General features: G+C 70.0%; 13 protein-coding genes. 10 read left to right on the top strand and 3 right to left on the bottom strand.

Annotation, left to right across the window (positions count from 1 at the left end):
* Nucleotides 1-1,896 carry a serine/threonine-protein kinase gene (locus E3D03_RS00750; protein WP_263565369.1) on the top strand — a complete coding sequence of 632 codons (1,896 nt, stop codon included), beginning with the start codon at nt 1-3 and terminating at the stop codon, nt 1,894-1,896.
* Between the two features lie 5 nt (nt 1,897-1,901).
* Here E3D03_RS00750 and E3D03_RS00745 read toward each other — a convergent pair whose 3' ends face one another.
* Complete coding sequence (locus E3D03_RS00745) at nt 1,902-2,330, bottom strand: Lrp/AsnC family transcriptional regulator (protein ID WP_062563948.1); 429 nt, start codon at nt 2,328-2,330, stop codon at nt 1,902-1,904.
* A gap of 109 nt (nt 2,331-2,439) precedes the next feature.
* Here E3D03_RS00745 and rocF point away from each other — a divergent pair, with 109 nt between their 5' ends.
* The 7 genes from rocF to E3D03_RS00710 all read left to right on the top strand — a co-directional run bounded on the left by rocF (nt 2,440) and on the right by E3D03_RS00710 (nt 9,164).
* On the top strand, nt 2,440-3,366 hold the full coding sequence (gene rocF / locus E3D03_RS00740) for an arginase (protein ID WP_062563949.1): 927 nt from the start codon (nt 2,440-2,442) through the stop codon (nt 3,364-3,366).
* 8 nt (nt 3,367-3,374) lie between these two features.
* Nucleotides 3,375-4,433, top strand: coding sequence for an ornithine cyclodeaminase (locus E3D03_RS00735; protein ID WP_263565368.1), 1,059 nt, complete (start codon nt 3,375-3,377; stop codon nt 4,431-4,433).
* 62 nt (nt 4,434-4,495) lie between these two features.
* Complete coding sequence (gene menC, locus E3D03_RS00730) at nt 4,496-5,623, top strand: o-succinylbenzoate synthase (protein WP_263565367.1); 1,128 nt, start codon at nt 4,496-4,498, stop codon at nt 5,621-5,623.
* Nucleotides 5,620-6,321 carry a GNAT family N-acetyltransferase gene (locus E3D03_RS00725; protein ID WP_263565366.1) on the top strand — a complete coding sequence of 234 codons (702 nt, stop codon included), beginning with the start codon at nt 5,620-5,622 and terminating at the stop codon, nt 6,319-6,321. Before menC ends, E3D03_RS00725 begins: the two co-directional genes overlap by 4 nt.
* A gap of 35 nt (nt 6,322-6,356) precedes the next feature.
* Nucleotides 6,357-7,829 carry an amino acid permease gene (locus tag E3D03_RS00720; RefSeq protein ID WP_263565365.1) on the top strand — a complete coding sequence of 491 codons (1,473 nt, stop codon included), beginning with the start codon at nt 6,357-6,359 and terminating at the stop codon, nt 7,827-7,829.
* Nucleotides 7,826-8,707 (top strand): universal stress protein, encoded by an 882-nt coding sequence (locus E3D03_RS00715; protein WP_263565364.1) that lies wholly within the window; start codon nt 7,826-7,828, stop codon nt 8,705-8,707. Before E3D03_RS00720 ends, E3D03_RS00715 begins: the two co-directional genes overlap by 4 nt.
* A 58-nt stretch (nt 8,708-8,765) precedes the next feature.
* Nucleotides 8,766-9,164, top strand: coding sequence for a TonB-dependent receptor domain-containing protein (locus E3D03_RS00710; RefSeq protein ID WP_263565363.1), 399 nt, complete (start codon nt 8,766-8,768; stop codon nt 9,162-9,164).
* 62 nt (nt 9,165-9,226) lie between these two features.
* Here E3D03_RS00710 and E3D03_RS00705 read toward each other — a convergent pair whose 3' ends face one another.
* Together E3D03_RS00705 and E3D03_RS00700 are read right to left on the bottom strand one after the other, a co-directional pair.
* The gene (locus E3D03_RS00705; RefSeq protein WP_263565362.1) at nt 9,227-10,327 is read right to left on the bottom strand and encodes a glycosyltransferase family 61 protein; all 1,101 of its coding nucleotides are present in this window, start codon (nt 10,325-10,327) and stop codon (nt 9,227-9,229) included.
* Between the two features lie 338 nt (nt 10,328-10,665).
* Nucleotides 10,666-11,130, bottom strand: a complete 465-nt coding sequence (locus E3D03_RS00700; RefSeq protein ID WP_062563957.1) for an Lrp/AsnC family transcriptional regulator — start codon at nt 11,128-11,130, stop codon at nt 10,666-10,668.
* Nucleotides 11,131-11,240: 110 nt separating this feature from the next.
* On the opposite strand from E3D03_RS00700, the gene putA reads away from it, so the two are divergent.
* Both putA and E3D03_RS00690 read left to right on the top strand, forming a co-directional pair.
* Nucleotides 11,241-14,639, top strand: coding sequence for a bifunctional proline dehydrogenase/L-glutamate gamma-semialdehyde dehydrogenase PutA (putA, locus tag E3D03_RS00695; protein WP_263565459.1), 3,399 nt, complete (start codon nt 11,241-11,243; stop codon nt 14,637-14,639).
* An 86-nt stretch (nt 14,640-14,725) separates the two neighbouring features.
* Nucleotides 14,726-15,145: a GFA family protein gene (locus tag E3D03_RS00690; protein WP_263565361.1), complete on the top strand. Its 420-nt coding sequence runs from the start codon at nt 14,726-14,728 to the stop codon at nt 15,143-15,145.
* The last annotated feature ends 10 nt before the right edge of the window (nt 15,146-15,155 follow it).

The following is a 15,155-nucleotide window of genomic DNA, read 5'->3' as shown; positions in this document are numbered from 1 at the left end:
ATGTCCGACCCGGACCCCGACCCCGACGCCCCCCGTCCCGCGCCGCCCGACGCGACGGTGATGGCCTCGGCCGCCGATCCCACGGTGATCGGCGCCGGCGCGGCCACGCCCGAGCCGCGGCTGGTCCAGCCCGGCACGCTGATCAACAACAATTACCGCATCCTCGGCCTGGTCAGCGCCGGCGGCATGGGCGAGGTCTATCGCGCCGAGAACGTCTTCACCGGCGACCCGGTGGCGGTGAAGGTCATCCTGCCCGGCCTCGCCGACGACAAGGCGGTGCTGGAAATGTTCCGGCGCGAGGCGCGGGTGCTGGTGCAGCTGCGCGACGATTCCATCGTGCGCTATCACAACTTCGTCCTCGACCCCGGGCTGGGCCGCTATTGCCTGATCATGGAATTCGTCGAGGGCCGGCACCTGGGCGCGCGGCTGAAGACCGACGGCGCGCTGTCCGAACCCGAGGTGCTGGTGCTGATGCGCCGCATCGGTGCCGGGCTGATGCGCGCCCATGACAGCGGCGTCACCCACCGCGACCTGTCGCCGGACAACGTGATCCTGCGCGACGACCGCATCGCTGAGGCGGTGCTGATCGACTTCGGCATCGCCCGCTCGACCGAGCTGGGCGACGGGCTGGCCGGGCGCTTTGCCGGCAAGTTCAAGTATATCGCCCCCGAACAGCTGGGCCATTGGGGCGGCGAGATCGGCCCGCGCACCGATGTCTATGGCCTGGCGCTGCTGATCGCCGCCGTGGCGCGCGGCAAGCCGCTGGACATGGGCGATTCCGTGGTCTCGGCCTCTGCCCTGCGCGGCGCCATTCCGGACCTGTCCGGCATCTCGCACCGGCTGTTCCCGCTGCTCCAGCACATGCTGGAACCCGACCCGGCGCTGCGGCCCGCCGACATGGGCGCGGTGCTGGCGATGCTCGACGACCCTTCGCGCATCCCCTCGCGCTATCGCCTGCCGCTGTGGCAGGACGGCGCCGCCGAGCCGCTGGCCGAGGCCCAAGCCCAGGCCAGCGTGGTGACCGGCTCGGGCCTGGGCTCCAGCCTCAGCGGGCCGGCGCATTCCGCCAGTCCCTTCGGCGCGGCCCCGCCGCCGCCCGCCGAAGCGCGGCCGGTGCCGCCCGCACCCGAGTCGCGGCGCTGGCCGCTGATCGGCGGCGCGGCGCTGCTGCTGGCGGGGATCGCCGGCCTTGGCTGGGTAATGCTGGACCCGGGCGAGCCCGCCGTCGCGCCGCCCGACGCCCCGGCCGCGACGCCGGCCGGGCTGCCGCCGCGCGACCCCTCGACGCGCGAGGGCTTCCTGGCCGAGCAGGCGCTGCCGGCCTGCGCGACGGTCGAGCGCATCACCGCCGGTCCCAATGCCGGCCAGCTGCAATTCATCGGCCCGGGCGACCTGCAACCGGCGCCGGTGGTCGCGGCCTATGGCAGCCGCTTCGGGGTCAGCCCCTCGGTCCAGCAGGCGACGGCCAGCGCGGCGCAATGCCCGGCGCTGGACTTCCTGCGCGAGATCTCGGGCCGCCCGGCGCCGCCCCTGCTGTTGCGGGCCGAGGCCAGCGCCGGCGACCAGCAGCTGCAGATCCGCGGCGCGGTCGAGGCGGGCCGGGACCGCAACCTGTGGCTGTGGATCGTGCCGCCCACGGGCGAGGTCTATGACCTGTCGGCGCAGCTGGCCGCGCCGGGCGAGGGCGCGCGCGACTTCGGCTTCGCGCTGTCCTTGGGCGGGCAGGCGCCCGGCACCTATCTGCTGGTGGCGCTGGCGACCGAGGCGCCGCTGGCGGCGGTCGCGGCCGCGCCCTCGGGTGCGCCGGCGGCGCAGCTGCTGCCCCGGGTGCTGGAGGAACTGCGCGCCGGCGGCCAGGCCGCCGCGGTCGCGGTGCAGCCGATCATGGCGCCCTGAACGGCTCAGCGCCCGGCCCGGCGCGTGGTCAGCAGCAGGCTGGTCTCCGAGGTCACCACGCCCTCGAGATTGCGGATCCGGCGCAGCACCTCGTCCAGTTCCGCCAGCGATTCCGTGGCCAGCTCCACGATCATGTCCCAGCGGCCGTTGGTGGCATGCACCGCCATCACCGCCGGCATGCCGGTCAGCCGCGCGGTGATGCGGTCGCTGCCGCGCCCCTCGATCCCGATCATCATCAGCCCGCGCACCGGCGCCTCGGACACATCCGCGCGGGTCAGCACGATGAAGCCCGCGATCTCGCCCGCCGCCTTCAGCCGCTCGAGCCGGCTGCGCACCGTGGCGCGGCTGACCCGCAGCCGCTCGGCCAGCTCGGAAATCGGCGCCCGCCCGTCGCGGCGCAGCTCGGCGATCAGCCCGTGGTCGAGATCGTCCATAATGGTGGCCTTACCTGCCAGTTTGGTTGAACTTCTGTGCAAATTAGCCAAAGATCCGGTTGAAGTCACCACCAGGCGGCAGGAATTTCCGTCAAAGAAGGAGAGCGGAATGAGCAGAATTTCCCTTGTCGGCGCGCCCATCGACTCTGGCCAGCGCCGCCGCGGTTGCCTGATGGGGCCGGCCGCCTATCGCGTCGCCGGCATCGAGCGGGTGCTGGCCGAACTGGGCCACGCGGTCACGGATCTGGGCGATGTTTCGCTGGCCGGCCTGCCGCAGGCCGAATGCCCGAACCCCGCCGTGGACCAGCTGCCCGAGACCCTGGCCTGGACCGCCGCCCTGCGCGAGCGGGTGGCAGGCGTGCTGGGCGCCGGCGGCATGCCGGTGGTGCTGGGCGGCGATCACAGCCTGGCGCTGGGGTCGGTCGCGGGGGCGGCGGAACATGCCGCCGCGGCCTCGCGTCCGCTGTTCCTTTTATGGCTGGACGCGCATAGCGATTTCCACACGCCGCTGACCACCGAATCCGGCAACCTGCACGGCACGCCCGTCGCCTATATCGCCGGCCGGCCGGGTTTCGAGGCCTTTCCGCCCTTTCCGGCGCCGGTGCCGCAGCAGAATATCTGCATGTTCGGCATCCGCTCGGTCGACGAGGCCGAACTGGCCGCGCTGCGCGAAACCGACATCATCGTCAACGACATGCGCGTGCTGGACGAACGCGGCATCGTCGCGCCCTTGCGCGAATTCCTCGACCGGGTGCGGGCCGAGAACGGCATGCTGCACGTGTCGCTGGACGTCGATTTCCTCGATCCGTCCATCGCGCCGGCCGTCGGCACCACCGTCCCCGGCGGCACCACCTTCCGCGAGGCGCATCTGGTCTGCGAACTTCTGCACGAATCCGGGCTGATGACCTCGCTGGACCTGGTCGAGCTGAATCCCTTCCTGGACGATCGCGGCCGCACGGCGCGGCTGATGGTGGACTTGGCCGGCTCGCTTTTCGGCCGCCGGGTCTTTGACCGTCCTACCCGCAGCTTTCACTGAGTATCCAAATGCTGAAACCCTCCGAAACCGCCTATGTCCCCTTCGTCAGCGTCGAGAACATGATGCGGCTGGTGCTGTATGTCGGCGTCGAAAAGATGCTGGCCGAGCTGGCCGCCGAGATCGAGCGCGACTTTGCCCGCTGGCCCTTGTTCGACAAGACGCCCCGCGTCGCCAGCCATTCCGATATCGGCGTCATCGAGCTGATGCCGACCTCGGACGGCGAGACCTATGGTTTCAAATACGTCAACGGCCATCCCTCGAACACCCGGCAGGGCTTGCAGACGGTGACGGCCTTCGGGCTTCTGGCCGATGTGGCGACCGGCTATCCGCTGATGCTGTCGGAAATGACCATCCTGACCGCGCTGCGCACGGCAGCGACCAGTGCCATGGCGGCGAAATGGCTGGCGCCCCAGGGCGCGACCACCATGGCGATGATCGGCAATGGCGCGCAGGCCGAATTCCAGGCCCTGGGATTCAAGGCGATCTGCGGCATCGCCGAGGTGCGGCTCTATGACATCGACCCTGCGGCGACGGCGAAATGCGCCCGCAACCTTGCCGGCCGCGGGCTGAAGGTCGTGGCCTGCCGATCGGCCGAAGAGGCGATCATGGGCGCGCAGATCGTCACCACCTGCACCGCCGACAAGCAATATGCCACCATCCTGACCGACAACATGGTCGGCAGCGGCATCCATATCAACGCGGTCGGCGGCGACTGCCCCGGCAAGACCGAGCTGCACCGCGACATTCTTCTGCGCGCCGGCATCTTCGTCGAATACCCGCCGCAGACCCGGATCGAGGGCGAGATCCAGCAGCTTTCCCCCGACCACCCGGTCACCGAACTGTGGCAGGTCATCGCCGGGCAGGCGCAGGGCCGCACGGATGCGCGCCAGATCACGCTTTTCGACAGCGTCGGCTTCGCCATCGAGGATTTCTCGGCACTGCGCTATGTCCATTCGCGGCTGAAGGAATCGGGCCTGTTCCAGCGGCTCGACATGATCGCCGACCCGGACGATCCGCGCGATCTTTTCGGCATGATCCTGCGGGCCGAGGCGGCCAAGGCCGCCTGAGGCGCTTGCGGCCCCGTCCATGGGGCCGCTAAACGCGCCCCATCATGTCCCCGGAGGTTTCCATGACGCCCGTTTTCCCCGGCATCCGCATCGACGCGGCCGAGCTTCGGCTGGTGCGCCTGCCCCTGCTGACGCCTTTCGTCATCTCGACCGGCACCATGACGGAAAAGCTGTTCCCGCTGCTGGTGCTGCGCGGCGAAGGGCTGGAAGGCTACGCCGAGGGCGTCATGGACCCGCTGCCCGACTATCTGGAAGAAACCCTGCCCGGATCGCTGGCCTTTCTGCGCCAGGCGGTGCTGCCGCAGCTGGTGGGCCGCCGTTTCGACAGCCCGGCGGCGCTGGCGGCGCTGCTGGACCCCTGGCGCGGGCATCGCATGGCCAAGGCCATGGTGGAAATGGCGCTGTGGGACCTGTGGGCCAAGGCGCTGAATCTGCCCTTGTCGGCGGCGCTTGGCGGCGTGCGCGATGCGGTCGAGGTCGGCGTCAGCCTTGGCATCGCCGACATTCCGACCACGCTCGACCGGGTGCGGGTTGCGGTGGAGGCCGGCTATCGCCGCGTCAAGCTGAAGATCAAGCGCGGCCATGACACGGCCTTGCTGGCGGCCGTCCGGGCGGAATTCCCCGACACAAAGCTGACCGTGGACGCCAATACCGATTACCGGCTGGGCGGCCTGCCGCTGTTGAAATCCATGGACGCCTTCGGCCTCGACTATATCGAGCAGCCGCTGGCCTATGACGACATCCACGACCATGCCCGCCTGCAGGCGCAGATGCTGACGGCGATCTGTCTCGATGAAAGCATCCGCTCGGCCACCGATGCACGGCGGGCGCTGGTCGCGGATGCGGCGCGGGTCGTCAACATCAAGGTCGGGCGCGTCGGCGGCTTTGGCCAGGCCCGCGCCATCCACGACCTTTGTGCGGCCTTCGACGTGCCGGTCTGGTGCGGCGGCATGCTGGAATCCGGCATCGGCCGGGCGCAGAACATCCACCTGGCGAGCCTGCCGAATTTCACCAAGCCGGGCGATACCTCCTCCGCCAGCCGCTATTTCCGCCGCGACATCGTCGAGCAGCCGCTGGAGGCCGAGGCCGGGCTGATGGCCGTGCCGCGTCACGGGCCGGGCCTGGGCGTCACGCTGGACCGCGCCTATCTCGCCCAGGTCAGCGACGCGCCCGAGGTGTTTGCCGCATGACGGTGGCGATCCGCGAACTCGACGGGCTGGCCGAGCTGAAACGCTCCGAGGATCTGCAACGCGCAGTCTGGGGTCAGGGCGACCCGGCCGACAACGCCGACCTGATGCTGGCGATCCAGCACGAGGGCGGGCTGGTCGCCGGCGCCTTCGACGGCGCGGACATGCTGGGCTTTCTCTTCGCCTTTCCCTCGGCCACGCCGGGGGTGCAGCATTCGCACCGGCTGGCGGTGCTGCGCCGGGCGCGCGGGCTGCGGCTGGGGGTGCGGTTGAAATGGTTCCAGCGCGACTGGTGCCTCAAGCGCGGCATCCGGCTCGTGCGCTGGACCTATGACCCGCTGCGCGCGGTCAATGCCGGGCTGAACGTGGCGGCGCTGGGGGGCGTCTCGACCACCTATCTGCCGGATTACTACGGCGCGATGGAGGGGATCAATGCCGGACTGCCCTCGGACCGGCTGATGCTGGACTGGCAGCTCAGCAGCCCCGGCGTGGCCGCCCGCGCCGAAGGGGCCGCCGCGCCCGCGCCCTTCGTGCAGCGCCGCGTGCCGATCCCGCGCGACCTGGACGCGCTGCTGCGCGCGGCGCCCGACCAGGCGCTGGCGGCACGCATGGAACTGCGCGCCGCGCTGACCGAAGGTTTCGCCGCCGGCTTGGGCATCATCGGTTTCGATACGGAAAAGGCGGAATATTGGCTGGGCTGAGGCCCGGCGCCGCGAGGACAAGGAGGGAGGAACAGATGGCCGAGATGCCAAGCCTAGGACAGCGCCTGATGCGGCGAAAGCCGGTCGAGCAATTCGTGATCCAGTCGCAGGCGCATGGCGGCGAATTGCGCCGCAGCATCACGCTGTTCCAGCTGACCATGTTCGGCGTCGGCGCCACCATCGGCACCGGCATCTTCTTCGTCCTGGCCGAGCAGGTGCCGGTCGCGGGGCCGGCGGTGCTGGTCTCGTTCCTGATCGCGGGCCTGGCCGCCGGGCTGACCGCGCTTTGCTATGCCGAGATGAGCTCGATGATCCCGGTCTCGGGCTCCAGCTACTCCTATGCCTATGCCACCCTGGGCGAGGGGCTGGCCTTCATGGTCGCGGCCTGCCTGGTGATGGAATACGGCGTCTCGGCCGGCGCGGTCGCGGTCGGGTGGAGCGAATATCTGCACAATCTCCTGATGATCACCACCGGGCTGGAACTGCCCCGCGCGCTGCTGCACGCGCCCCTGGTGGCCGAGGGCTATGCGCTGCATTTCGGCGGCGACGGCATTATCAACCTGCCGGCGGCGATCCTGGTGTTCCTGTGCTGCATCCTGCTGACGCGCGGCTCGCGGGAATCGGCGCGGGCCAATGCCATCATGGTGCTGGTCAAGCTGGGCGTGCTGGCGCTGTTCATCGCCATCGCCTTCTCGGCCTATGATCCGCAGAACATGGCGCCCTTTGCCCCGCATGGCTTTGCCGGCGTCAGCGCCGCGGCGGGATCGATCTTCTTCACCTTCGTCGGGCTGGACGCGGTCTCGACCGCCGGCGAAGAGGTCGAGAACCCGCGCCGCAACCTGCCCTTGGCGATCATCCTGGCGCTGGTGATCGTCATCAGCTTCTATCTGCTGGTGGCGCTGGCGGCACTGGGTGCCCAGCCGCAGGCCGCCTTCGAGGGGCAGGAGGCCGGGCTGTCGGTGATCCTGCAGAACGTCACCGGCTCGGCCATCCCCTCGGTGATCCTGTCGGCGGGGGCGGTGGTCTCGGTCTTTTCGGTGACGCTGGTGGTGCTTTACGGCCAGACCCGCGTGCTTTTCGCCATGTCGCGCGACGGCATGCTGCCGCCGATCTTTTCGCGGGTGAACCCGCATACGCTGACGCCGACCGCAAACACCGTCATCGTGGCCTGCTGCGTCGCGGCCATCGCGGCCTTCCTGCCCTCGGCGGTGCTGTGGGACCTGACCTCGATGGGCACGCTGGTCGCCTTTACCGTGGTTTCGGCCGGGGTCATCATCCTGCGCTATCAGCGGCCCGACGCGCATCGCGGCTTTCGCGTGCCGCTGTTCCCGCTGCTGCCGATCCTCAGCATCGTCTCGTGCCTCTACCTGATCTCCAGCCTGTCCTCGATCGTCTTCAAGCTGACGGCGATCTGGGCGGTGCTGGCGGCGGTGCTGTACCTGACCTACTCGGCGCGCAATTCGGCGTTGGAGCGGGGCGGCGACGCCGTGATGGATGCCGCGGAATGAAGACGTTCCTGGTCGGTCACTCGGCGGACAAGGGCGGGGCCGAGGCGCTGCGGCTGGCCGCCACGCTGGCACGGGCGGGGGGCGGGCGGGTGGTCGCGGCGGTGATCCTGCCGCAGACCTGGGACCACCCCTCGCCGGCTATGGTCGACGCGGAATATGCCGCCTTCCTGGAGCGCCATGCCGCGCGCACCCTGGCTGCCGCGCGGGCGGCAATGCCGCCGGACGTGCCGGCGGAATACCTGGCGCGGCACGGCGCCTCGACCGCCGCCGGGCTGCTGGCGCTGGCCGAGGAGACCGATGCCGACGCCATCGTGCTGGGTTCGTCGCGCAAGGCGCCGATGGCGCGCTTCCAGGAAGGCGTCGTCGCCAGCGAGATCCTGCGCAGCGCCCAGGTGCCGGTGGCGCTGGCGCCGCGCGGCTATGACGCGCTGTCGGGCGGCGTGTCGCGGGTGACCTGCGCGCTGTCCGCCTCGGAGCATTCCATCGCCCTGGCCCGGCGCGCCGGCCAGATCGCGGCGGGGTTCCACGCGGCCCTGCGGCTGGCCACCTTCATCGTGCGCGACCGACAGATGTATCCCAGCGATGCGGGCTATGACGCCGAGAACCTGGTCGCGAACCAGTTCCGCCGCCAGGCCCATGCCCTGCACGACCGCATCCGCACCGACTGGCCGGACGAGGCCTTGCCGGAGTGCGTTCTGGGCGACGGGCGCAACTGGCGCCAGGCGGTCGGCGCGCTGGACTGGCGGCCGGACGAGCTGCTGGTGATCGGCTCCAGCGGGCTGGGCGGGCTGATGCGGGTCTTTGTCGGCTCGAACTCGGGCAAGATCCTGCGCCACGCCCCGGTGCCGCGCCTGATCGTGCCAAGGCTGACGGCCTGAGCATCGGCCATCACGCCGGCGTGAGCTTCTGCTGGGCCGGGCCAGACGCTGCTGCGCTATGGCAGTCATGGTGCAATCGGGCCTGGACATGGCCGGCGTCAGCCGCGACGGTGGCCTGGCGTGTCGTCGGCTTCGCGCAATCGGGCAGCATGCAGATGGACGCGGTGCAGGACGACCGCATCTATCTGGCGCCCAGCCTGACAAGCCCTGCGAACCGACCAAGGCCGAGCAATACGAGATCGGGGTGAAATACCAGCCGCCGGGCTCGGACGCGCTGCTGACCGTCCGGGCCTATCGCATCGCGCAGCAGAACCTGCTGACCACCGACCCCGAGCACCCGGATTTCTCGCGCCAGACCGGCGAGGTGCGTATGCTCTGCGCAACGACGCGCTGCCGGCCGCCGACCTGTCGCTGGGCTATGACTTCGGCGTCCGCAACCCGGCGCTGGAGGGGCTGAAGCTCGACCACCGCCCGGAACCTGGGCGCGGGCGAACAGACGCAATGCACGGCCTGGGCCGATCACTCGGCCGCCGGGGCCTTGACCGGACGGCGCACGGTCGGACGGCGCACCAGCGGCTCCTGGCTGCGCTCGGCCGCGCGCTGGACGGCGGCATCGAATTCCTCGGGCGTCGCATCCTGCCACAGGCCGGCGTCGGCGATCAGGCCCAGCTCGGCCAGGCGCTGCGCCAGGCGCGGCTGGTCGAGCTCGCCCCAGGTGACATGGTTCGCGATCTTTTGCCGCTCGGGCATCCAGTCGGCGACCAGTTCGTCGATGACTTCGGGCCGGCGGCCGGTGAAGCCGGCAAGATGCTCGACGATATGGTGATAGGCGGGATGGTTGCGGCGCAGGATGATGCAGGCCTGCTGGTCGGGATTGGCGACGAAGCCCAGCATGTGGAAGGCCGAGCTGTCCAGCCCGACGATGCGCCTGGCGCCCTTGAAGATCGACAGCTGCTCGCGGATCGACAGTTTCTCGGGGTAGACCGGGGTATAGCCCTGGGCGATCAGGTTGTCCTCGACCAGCTGCTCGTTGATGATGCCGCCCTTGCCGCCGAAGCGGGTGCGCGAGACATAGACGTTTTCCAGCCCGCCCGGCTCGATCGGGGCGAAGGCGTCGCGGATGAAGCTGCGGAATTCCTCGGTCCCGGCCGAGATCCGCCCCAGGCCGAAGCCCTGGCCGGCGACGACCAGTTCTTCCACCCGCGTCGGTTCGCGCAGGATGCGGACCGGCAGGTCGGGCAGGGTCAGCTCGATCAGCTCCTTCTGGTAGGAGACGAAGTCGCGCAGCCGGCTGTGGCGCGGGGTGAAGATGACGCTTTCCACGCCCTCGGCGCGCGCGGCCCAGAGCCGCGACAGGGTCTCGACCAGGAAATGGCCGAAATGGCCGAAATAGATCCCGGCCCAGAGATGCCGCCCGGCCAGCGTGGTGGTGGGCTCGGGCGCCTGGGTCAGCGGCAGCGTCACCCGGGCGCCGTCGCGCCAGGTCGTGGCCTCGGCCACGTCGCCGTCGCACCAGACGCCGGGGATGTCCTGATGCGTCTCGGCCGGGCAGACCAAGGCGTTGCGCAGGTTCAGGATCTGCCGCGACCAGCCGCCGTCGGGAAGGGGTTCGTGAATCATGTTCAGCTCTGCAAAGGGTCACGTCAGGGTGATGGCCCTTCAGACCATGTGCCGCCGTCCGAAGCAAGCCGCGCCGCTGCTGGCCTGGCGATCCGCCATGGCGGAAACCGTTCCGGTTCGGGGCGGGGTATCGCGGCAAAGCCGTGATCATTTCCCGCGATCGGGCATTTCTGGAATGCTGTTCCGCGCCGCCGCCTTCGCGGCGCCGGCCAAGCCCCGTTAACCAGCCCGGCGGTTTTCGCGGCGGCGCGGTTTCGCGGCCACGTTTCGGGCCACCGCCCCCGTCTGTGGCACGGGCGGCGGGGTATTTCGAAAACGGAAAGCCGCGGACCGGGGCGTCAACTGAGGTGGAAGTTCTGCTCGACCACCGCCTCCATCGAGACATGGCTGGAGGTGCTGTTCACATGCGGCAGGGTCGAGATCTTTTCCGCGAGGATCCGGCGGAAATGCGCCATGTCGCGCGAGCGGATCTTGAGCAGATAGTCGAAGCCGCCGGCGATCATGTAGCACTCCTCGACCTCGGGGATGGCGCGGGCGGCGGTGTTGAACTGCTGCAGCGCCGCCTCGCGCGTGTCGTTCATCCGCACCTCGAGATAGGTCACGTTGGTCAGGCCCAGCTTCATCGGCGACAGGATGGCACGATAGCCGGTGATCAGGCCGATCTCCTCGAGATGCCGGATGCGCAGCGCGACGGGCGTCTTCGACAGGCCGACCTTGCGCGCCAGTTCCGCCACCGGGATGCGCGCGTTCTGCGTCAATTCGGCCAGGATCCTGCGATCCACGGCGTCGAGTGCATGATCCATCCTGAAACCTGCCCCAAAAATGTTCTCTTCGCCTAGCAGATAGCATGACTTCGGACGCATCGACCAGCATCCTTGTGGTAAACCACGCGCATCGGATCAAGGAGATCGGCATGTCCTCTGTCAGCCCCCGGGTGTTTTCCCGCCAAGCCAAATTCGCGGACGAATCCGCGCTGCTCGAGGGGCTGGTCGCGCAGGCGGGGCTGGACGCCGGCCAGCGCGCCGCCATCACCCGCCGCGCCGCCGATCTGGTGCGCCGCATCCGGGCCGAGGCCAAGCCTTCGATGATGGAGCATTTCCTGGCCGAATACGGGCTGTCGACGCGCGAGGGCGTGGCGCTGATGTGCCTGGCCGAAGCCATGCTGCGCGTCCCCGACCGCCAGACCATCGACGCGCTGATCGAGGACAAGATCGCGCCCTCGGACTGGGGCAAGCACCTGGGCGAGGCGACCTCGTCGCTGGTCAACGCCTCGACCTGGGCCCTGATGCTGACCGGCAAGGTGCTGGACGACGACCAGGCCGGCACCTTGCGCCGCATGGTGCGCCGGCTGGGCGAGCCGGTGATCCGTTCCGCCGTCGGCCGCGCCATGAAGGAGATGGGCCGGCAGTTCGTGCTGGGCCAGACCATCGACGACGCGCTGGTCCGCGCCCGCAAGCGCGAGGCGCAGGGCTTCACCTACAGCTACGACATGCTGGGCGAGGCGGCGATGACCGGGGCGGACGCCGCGCGCTATGACCGCGCCTATGCCGATGCCATCGCCTCGATCGCCAGGGCCTGCGACAAGGGCTCGGTCGAGGCCAATCCGGGCATCTCGATCAAGCTCTCGGCGCTGCATCCGCGCTATGAGGTGGCGCAGGAAGCGCGCGTCATGGCCGAACTGGTGCCGGTGGTGCTGCGGCTGGCGCAACAGGCCAAGGCCGGCGGCATGGGCATGAACATCGACGCCGAGGAGCAGGACCGGCTGGTCCTGTCCTTGAAGGTCATCGAGGCGGTGCTGTCGGACCCCTCGCTCGCCGGCTGGGACGGCTTCGGCGTGGTGGTGCAGGCCTATGGCAAGCGCGCCGGGCAGGTGATCGACTGGCTGCATGCGCTGGCCACCCGGCTGGACCGCCGCATCATGGTGCGGCTGGTCAAGGGCGCCTATTGGGACAGCGAGATCAAGCGCGCCCAGGTCGAGGGCCTGCCGGGCTTTCCGCTGTTCACCAGCAAGGTCGCGACCGACGTCAGCTATATCGCCAATGCCCGCAAGCTGATCGGCTATGCCGACCGGATCTATCCGCAATTCGCCACCCATAACGCCCAGACCGTCGCCGCAATCCTGGAGATGGCGGGCGACATCCGCTTCGAGTTCCAGCGCCTGCATGGCATGGGCGAGCGGCTGCACGACATCGTGCTGCGCGACTATAACGGCCGCTGCCGGATCTATGCGCCGGTCGGCGCGCATCGCGACCTTCTGGCCTATCTGGTGCGCCGCCTGCTGGAGAACGGCGCGAACAGCAGCTTCGTGAACCAGATCGTCGACGAATCGATCACGCCCGAGGAGGTCGCCCGCGACCCCTTCGACGCGCTGGCCGAGGCGCGCCCGCCGCGCGGCCTGCTGGCGCCCGCTGCACTTTACGGCGACGAGCGGCCGAACTCGCAGGGCTTCGATCTGTCGGACGAAGAGGTGCTGGCGGCGATCTTTGCCGCCCGCGACGGCGCCATTCCGGATGCGCAGCCGCTGACGGTCCGCGAAGCCTCGGGACAGGTGCAGGACGTGCTGAACCCGGCGACGGGCGAGGCCATCGCGCAGGTGCTGATGGTCGATGCCGCGACCGCGACGCGGGCCATCGACGATGCCCGGGTCTGGGAGGCGCCGGCGTCCGAGCGTGCCGCCGTCCTGCGCCGCGCCGCCGATCTTTACGAGGCAAACGCCGGTCCGATTCTGGGCGTGCTGGCGCGCGAGGCCGGCAAGTCGCTGGCCGATGCCGTGGCCGAGCTGCGCGAGGCCGTGGATTTCCTGCGCTATTACGCCGCCGAGGGCGAGGCGAGCCCGCAGGGCCCGCGCGGCATTATCGGCGCGATCAGCCCGTGGAACTTTCCGCTGGCGATCTTCTCGGGCCAGATCGCGGCGGCGCTGATGGCGGGCAATGCCGTCATCGCCAAGCCCGCCGAGGCGACGCCGATCATCGCCATGCTGGGGGTCCAGCTGCTGCACCAGGCCGGCGTGCCGGCGGCGGCGCTGCAACTGCTGCCCGGCGCCGGCCGCGTGGTCGGCGCGGTGCTGAGCGCCGACCCGCGCATGGCGGGGCTGGTCTTTACCGGCTCGACCGCGACGGCGCAGACCATTGCGCGCAGCATGGCGGCGAACCTCGCCCCCGGCACGCCGCTGGTCGCGGAAACCGGCGGGCTGAACGCCATGGTGGTCGATTCCACCGCGCTGCCCGAGCAGGCGGTGCGCGACATCGTCAACGGCGCCTTCCGCAGCGCCGGCCAGCGCTGCTCGGCGCTGCGCTGCCTTTACGTGCAGGAGGATATCGCGCCGCATCTGATCGAGATGATCAAGGGCGCCATGGACGAGCTGGTCGTGGGCGATCCGTGGGATCTGGCGAGTGATGTCGGCCCGGTGATCGACCCGGCGGCGCAACGCGGCATCCTCGACTATGTCGCCGCCCGGCAGGACCGGGTGCTGCATCGGCTGGCGGCGCCGGAGCGCGGCTTCTTCGTCGCCCCGACGCTGATCGGGGTGCGCGGCATCGCCGATCTAGAACGCGAGGTCTTCGGCCCGGTGCTGCATGTCGCGACCTTCAAGGGCGACGAGTTGCCCAAGGTCATCGCCGACATCAACGCCCGCGGCTTCGGCCTGACCTTCGGCCTGCACACCCGCATCGACAGCCGCGTGCAGGAGGTCTCGGACGCGATCCACGTCGGCAATATCTATGTCAACCGCAACCAGATCGGCGCCGTGGTCGGCAGCCAGCCCTTTGGCGGCGAGGGGCTGTCGGGCACCGGACCCAAGGCCGGCGGGCCGCGCTATGTGCCGCGCTTCTTCGCGCCGCAGCCGCCGGCCGCCATCGGCATGGAATGGAAGGGCCCGGCGGATGAGACCCGCCTGCGCGCCGCGCTGGCCTCGGCCGCGCCGCGCCGCATCGAAGAGCGGCTGATGCCGGGCCCGACCGGAGAGCTGAACCGCCTTTCGGCCCACAGCCGCGCGCCGGTGCTGTGCCTGGGTCCGGGCCGGGCGGCGGTGGCGGCGCAGGTCACCGCGGTCGAGCGGCTGGGCGGCAATGCCGTCGCCGTCGACGGCGCGTTGCCGGCCGCGTCGCTGACCGGGCTTCAGGGCATCTCGGCGGTGCTGTGGTGGGGCGACGCCGCGCATGGCCGCGCCTATGCCGAGGCGCTGGCGGCGCGCGAGGGCGAGATCGTGCCGCTGATCGCGGCGATGCCCGACCTGGCCCATGTCGCGCATGAGCGCCACCTCTGCGTCGATACCACGGCGGCGGGGGGCAACGCGGCGCTGCTGGCGGGCTGACACGGCACGGGCGGCCCGGTTTTTCCGGTGCCGCTCGCCGGCCGACCGGGCTATGCTCGGCGGCAGGCAGAGCAAGGGCGGCGCGCATGGACAGATTCCGCATGCAGATCACCGGCCAGTGCCATTGCGGCGCGGTCGGCTATCGCGCCGTGATCGACCCCGAGGCGGTGTCGATCTGCCATTGCACCGATTGCCAGCGGCTGACCGGCTCGGCCTTTCGGCTGACGGTCCGGGCCCGGGCGCAGGATTTCACCCTGACCGGGACGGCGCCCCGCTGCTATCTCAAGCACGGCGACAGCGGCGCCAAGCGGTTCCAGTATTTCTGCGGCGACTGCGGCGCGCCGATCTATACCACGGGCGAGGGCGAGGCCGCGCAGATCGTCGGCATCCGCGCCGGGACCATCGATCAGCGCGCGCAACTGGTGCCGCGATCCCAGATCTGGGGCCGATCCCGGCTGCCCTGGCTGGAGCAGCTGAACGCCATTCCCTGCAACGACAGGGAATAGCGTCCGGCAC

It is taken from the genome of Paracoccus sp. DMF (assembly GCF_004407025.1).
GTDB classification, from domain to species: domain Bacteria; phylum Pseudomonadota; class Alphaproteobacteria; order Rhodobacterales; family Rhodobacteraceae; genus Paracoccus; species Paracoccus aminovorans_B.
Note: the sequence above shows the minus strand (reverse complement) of the source record. Positions and strands in the feature narration are given on the sequence as shown.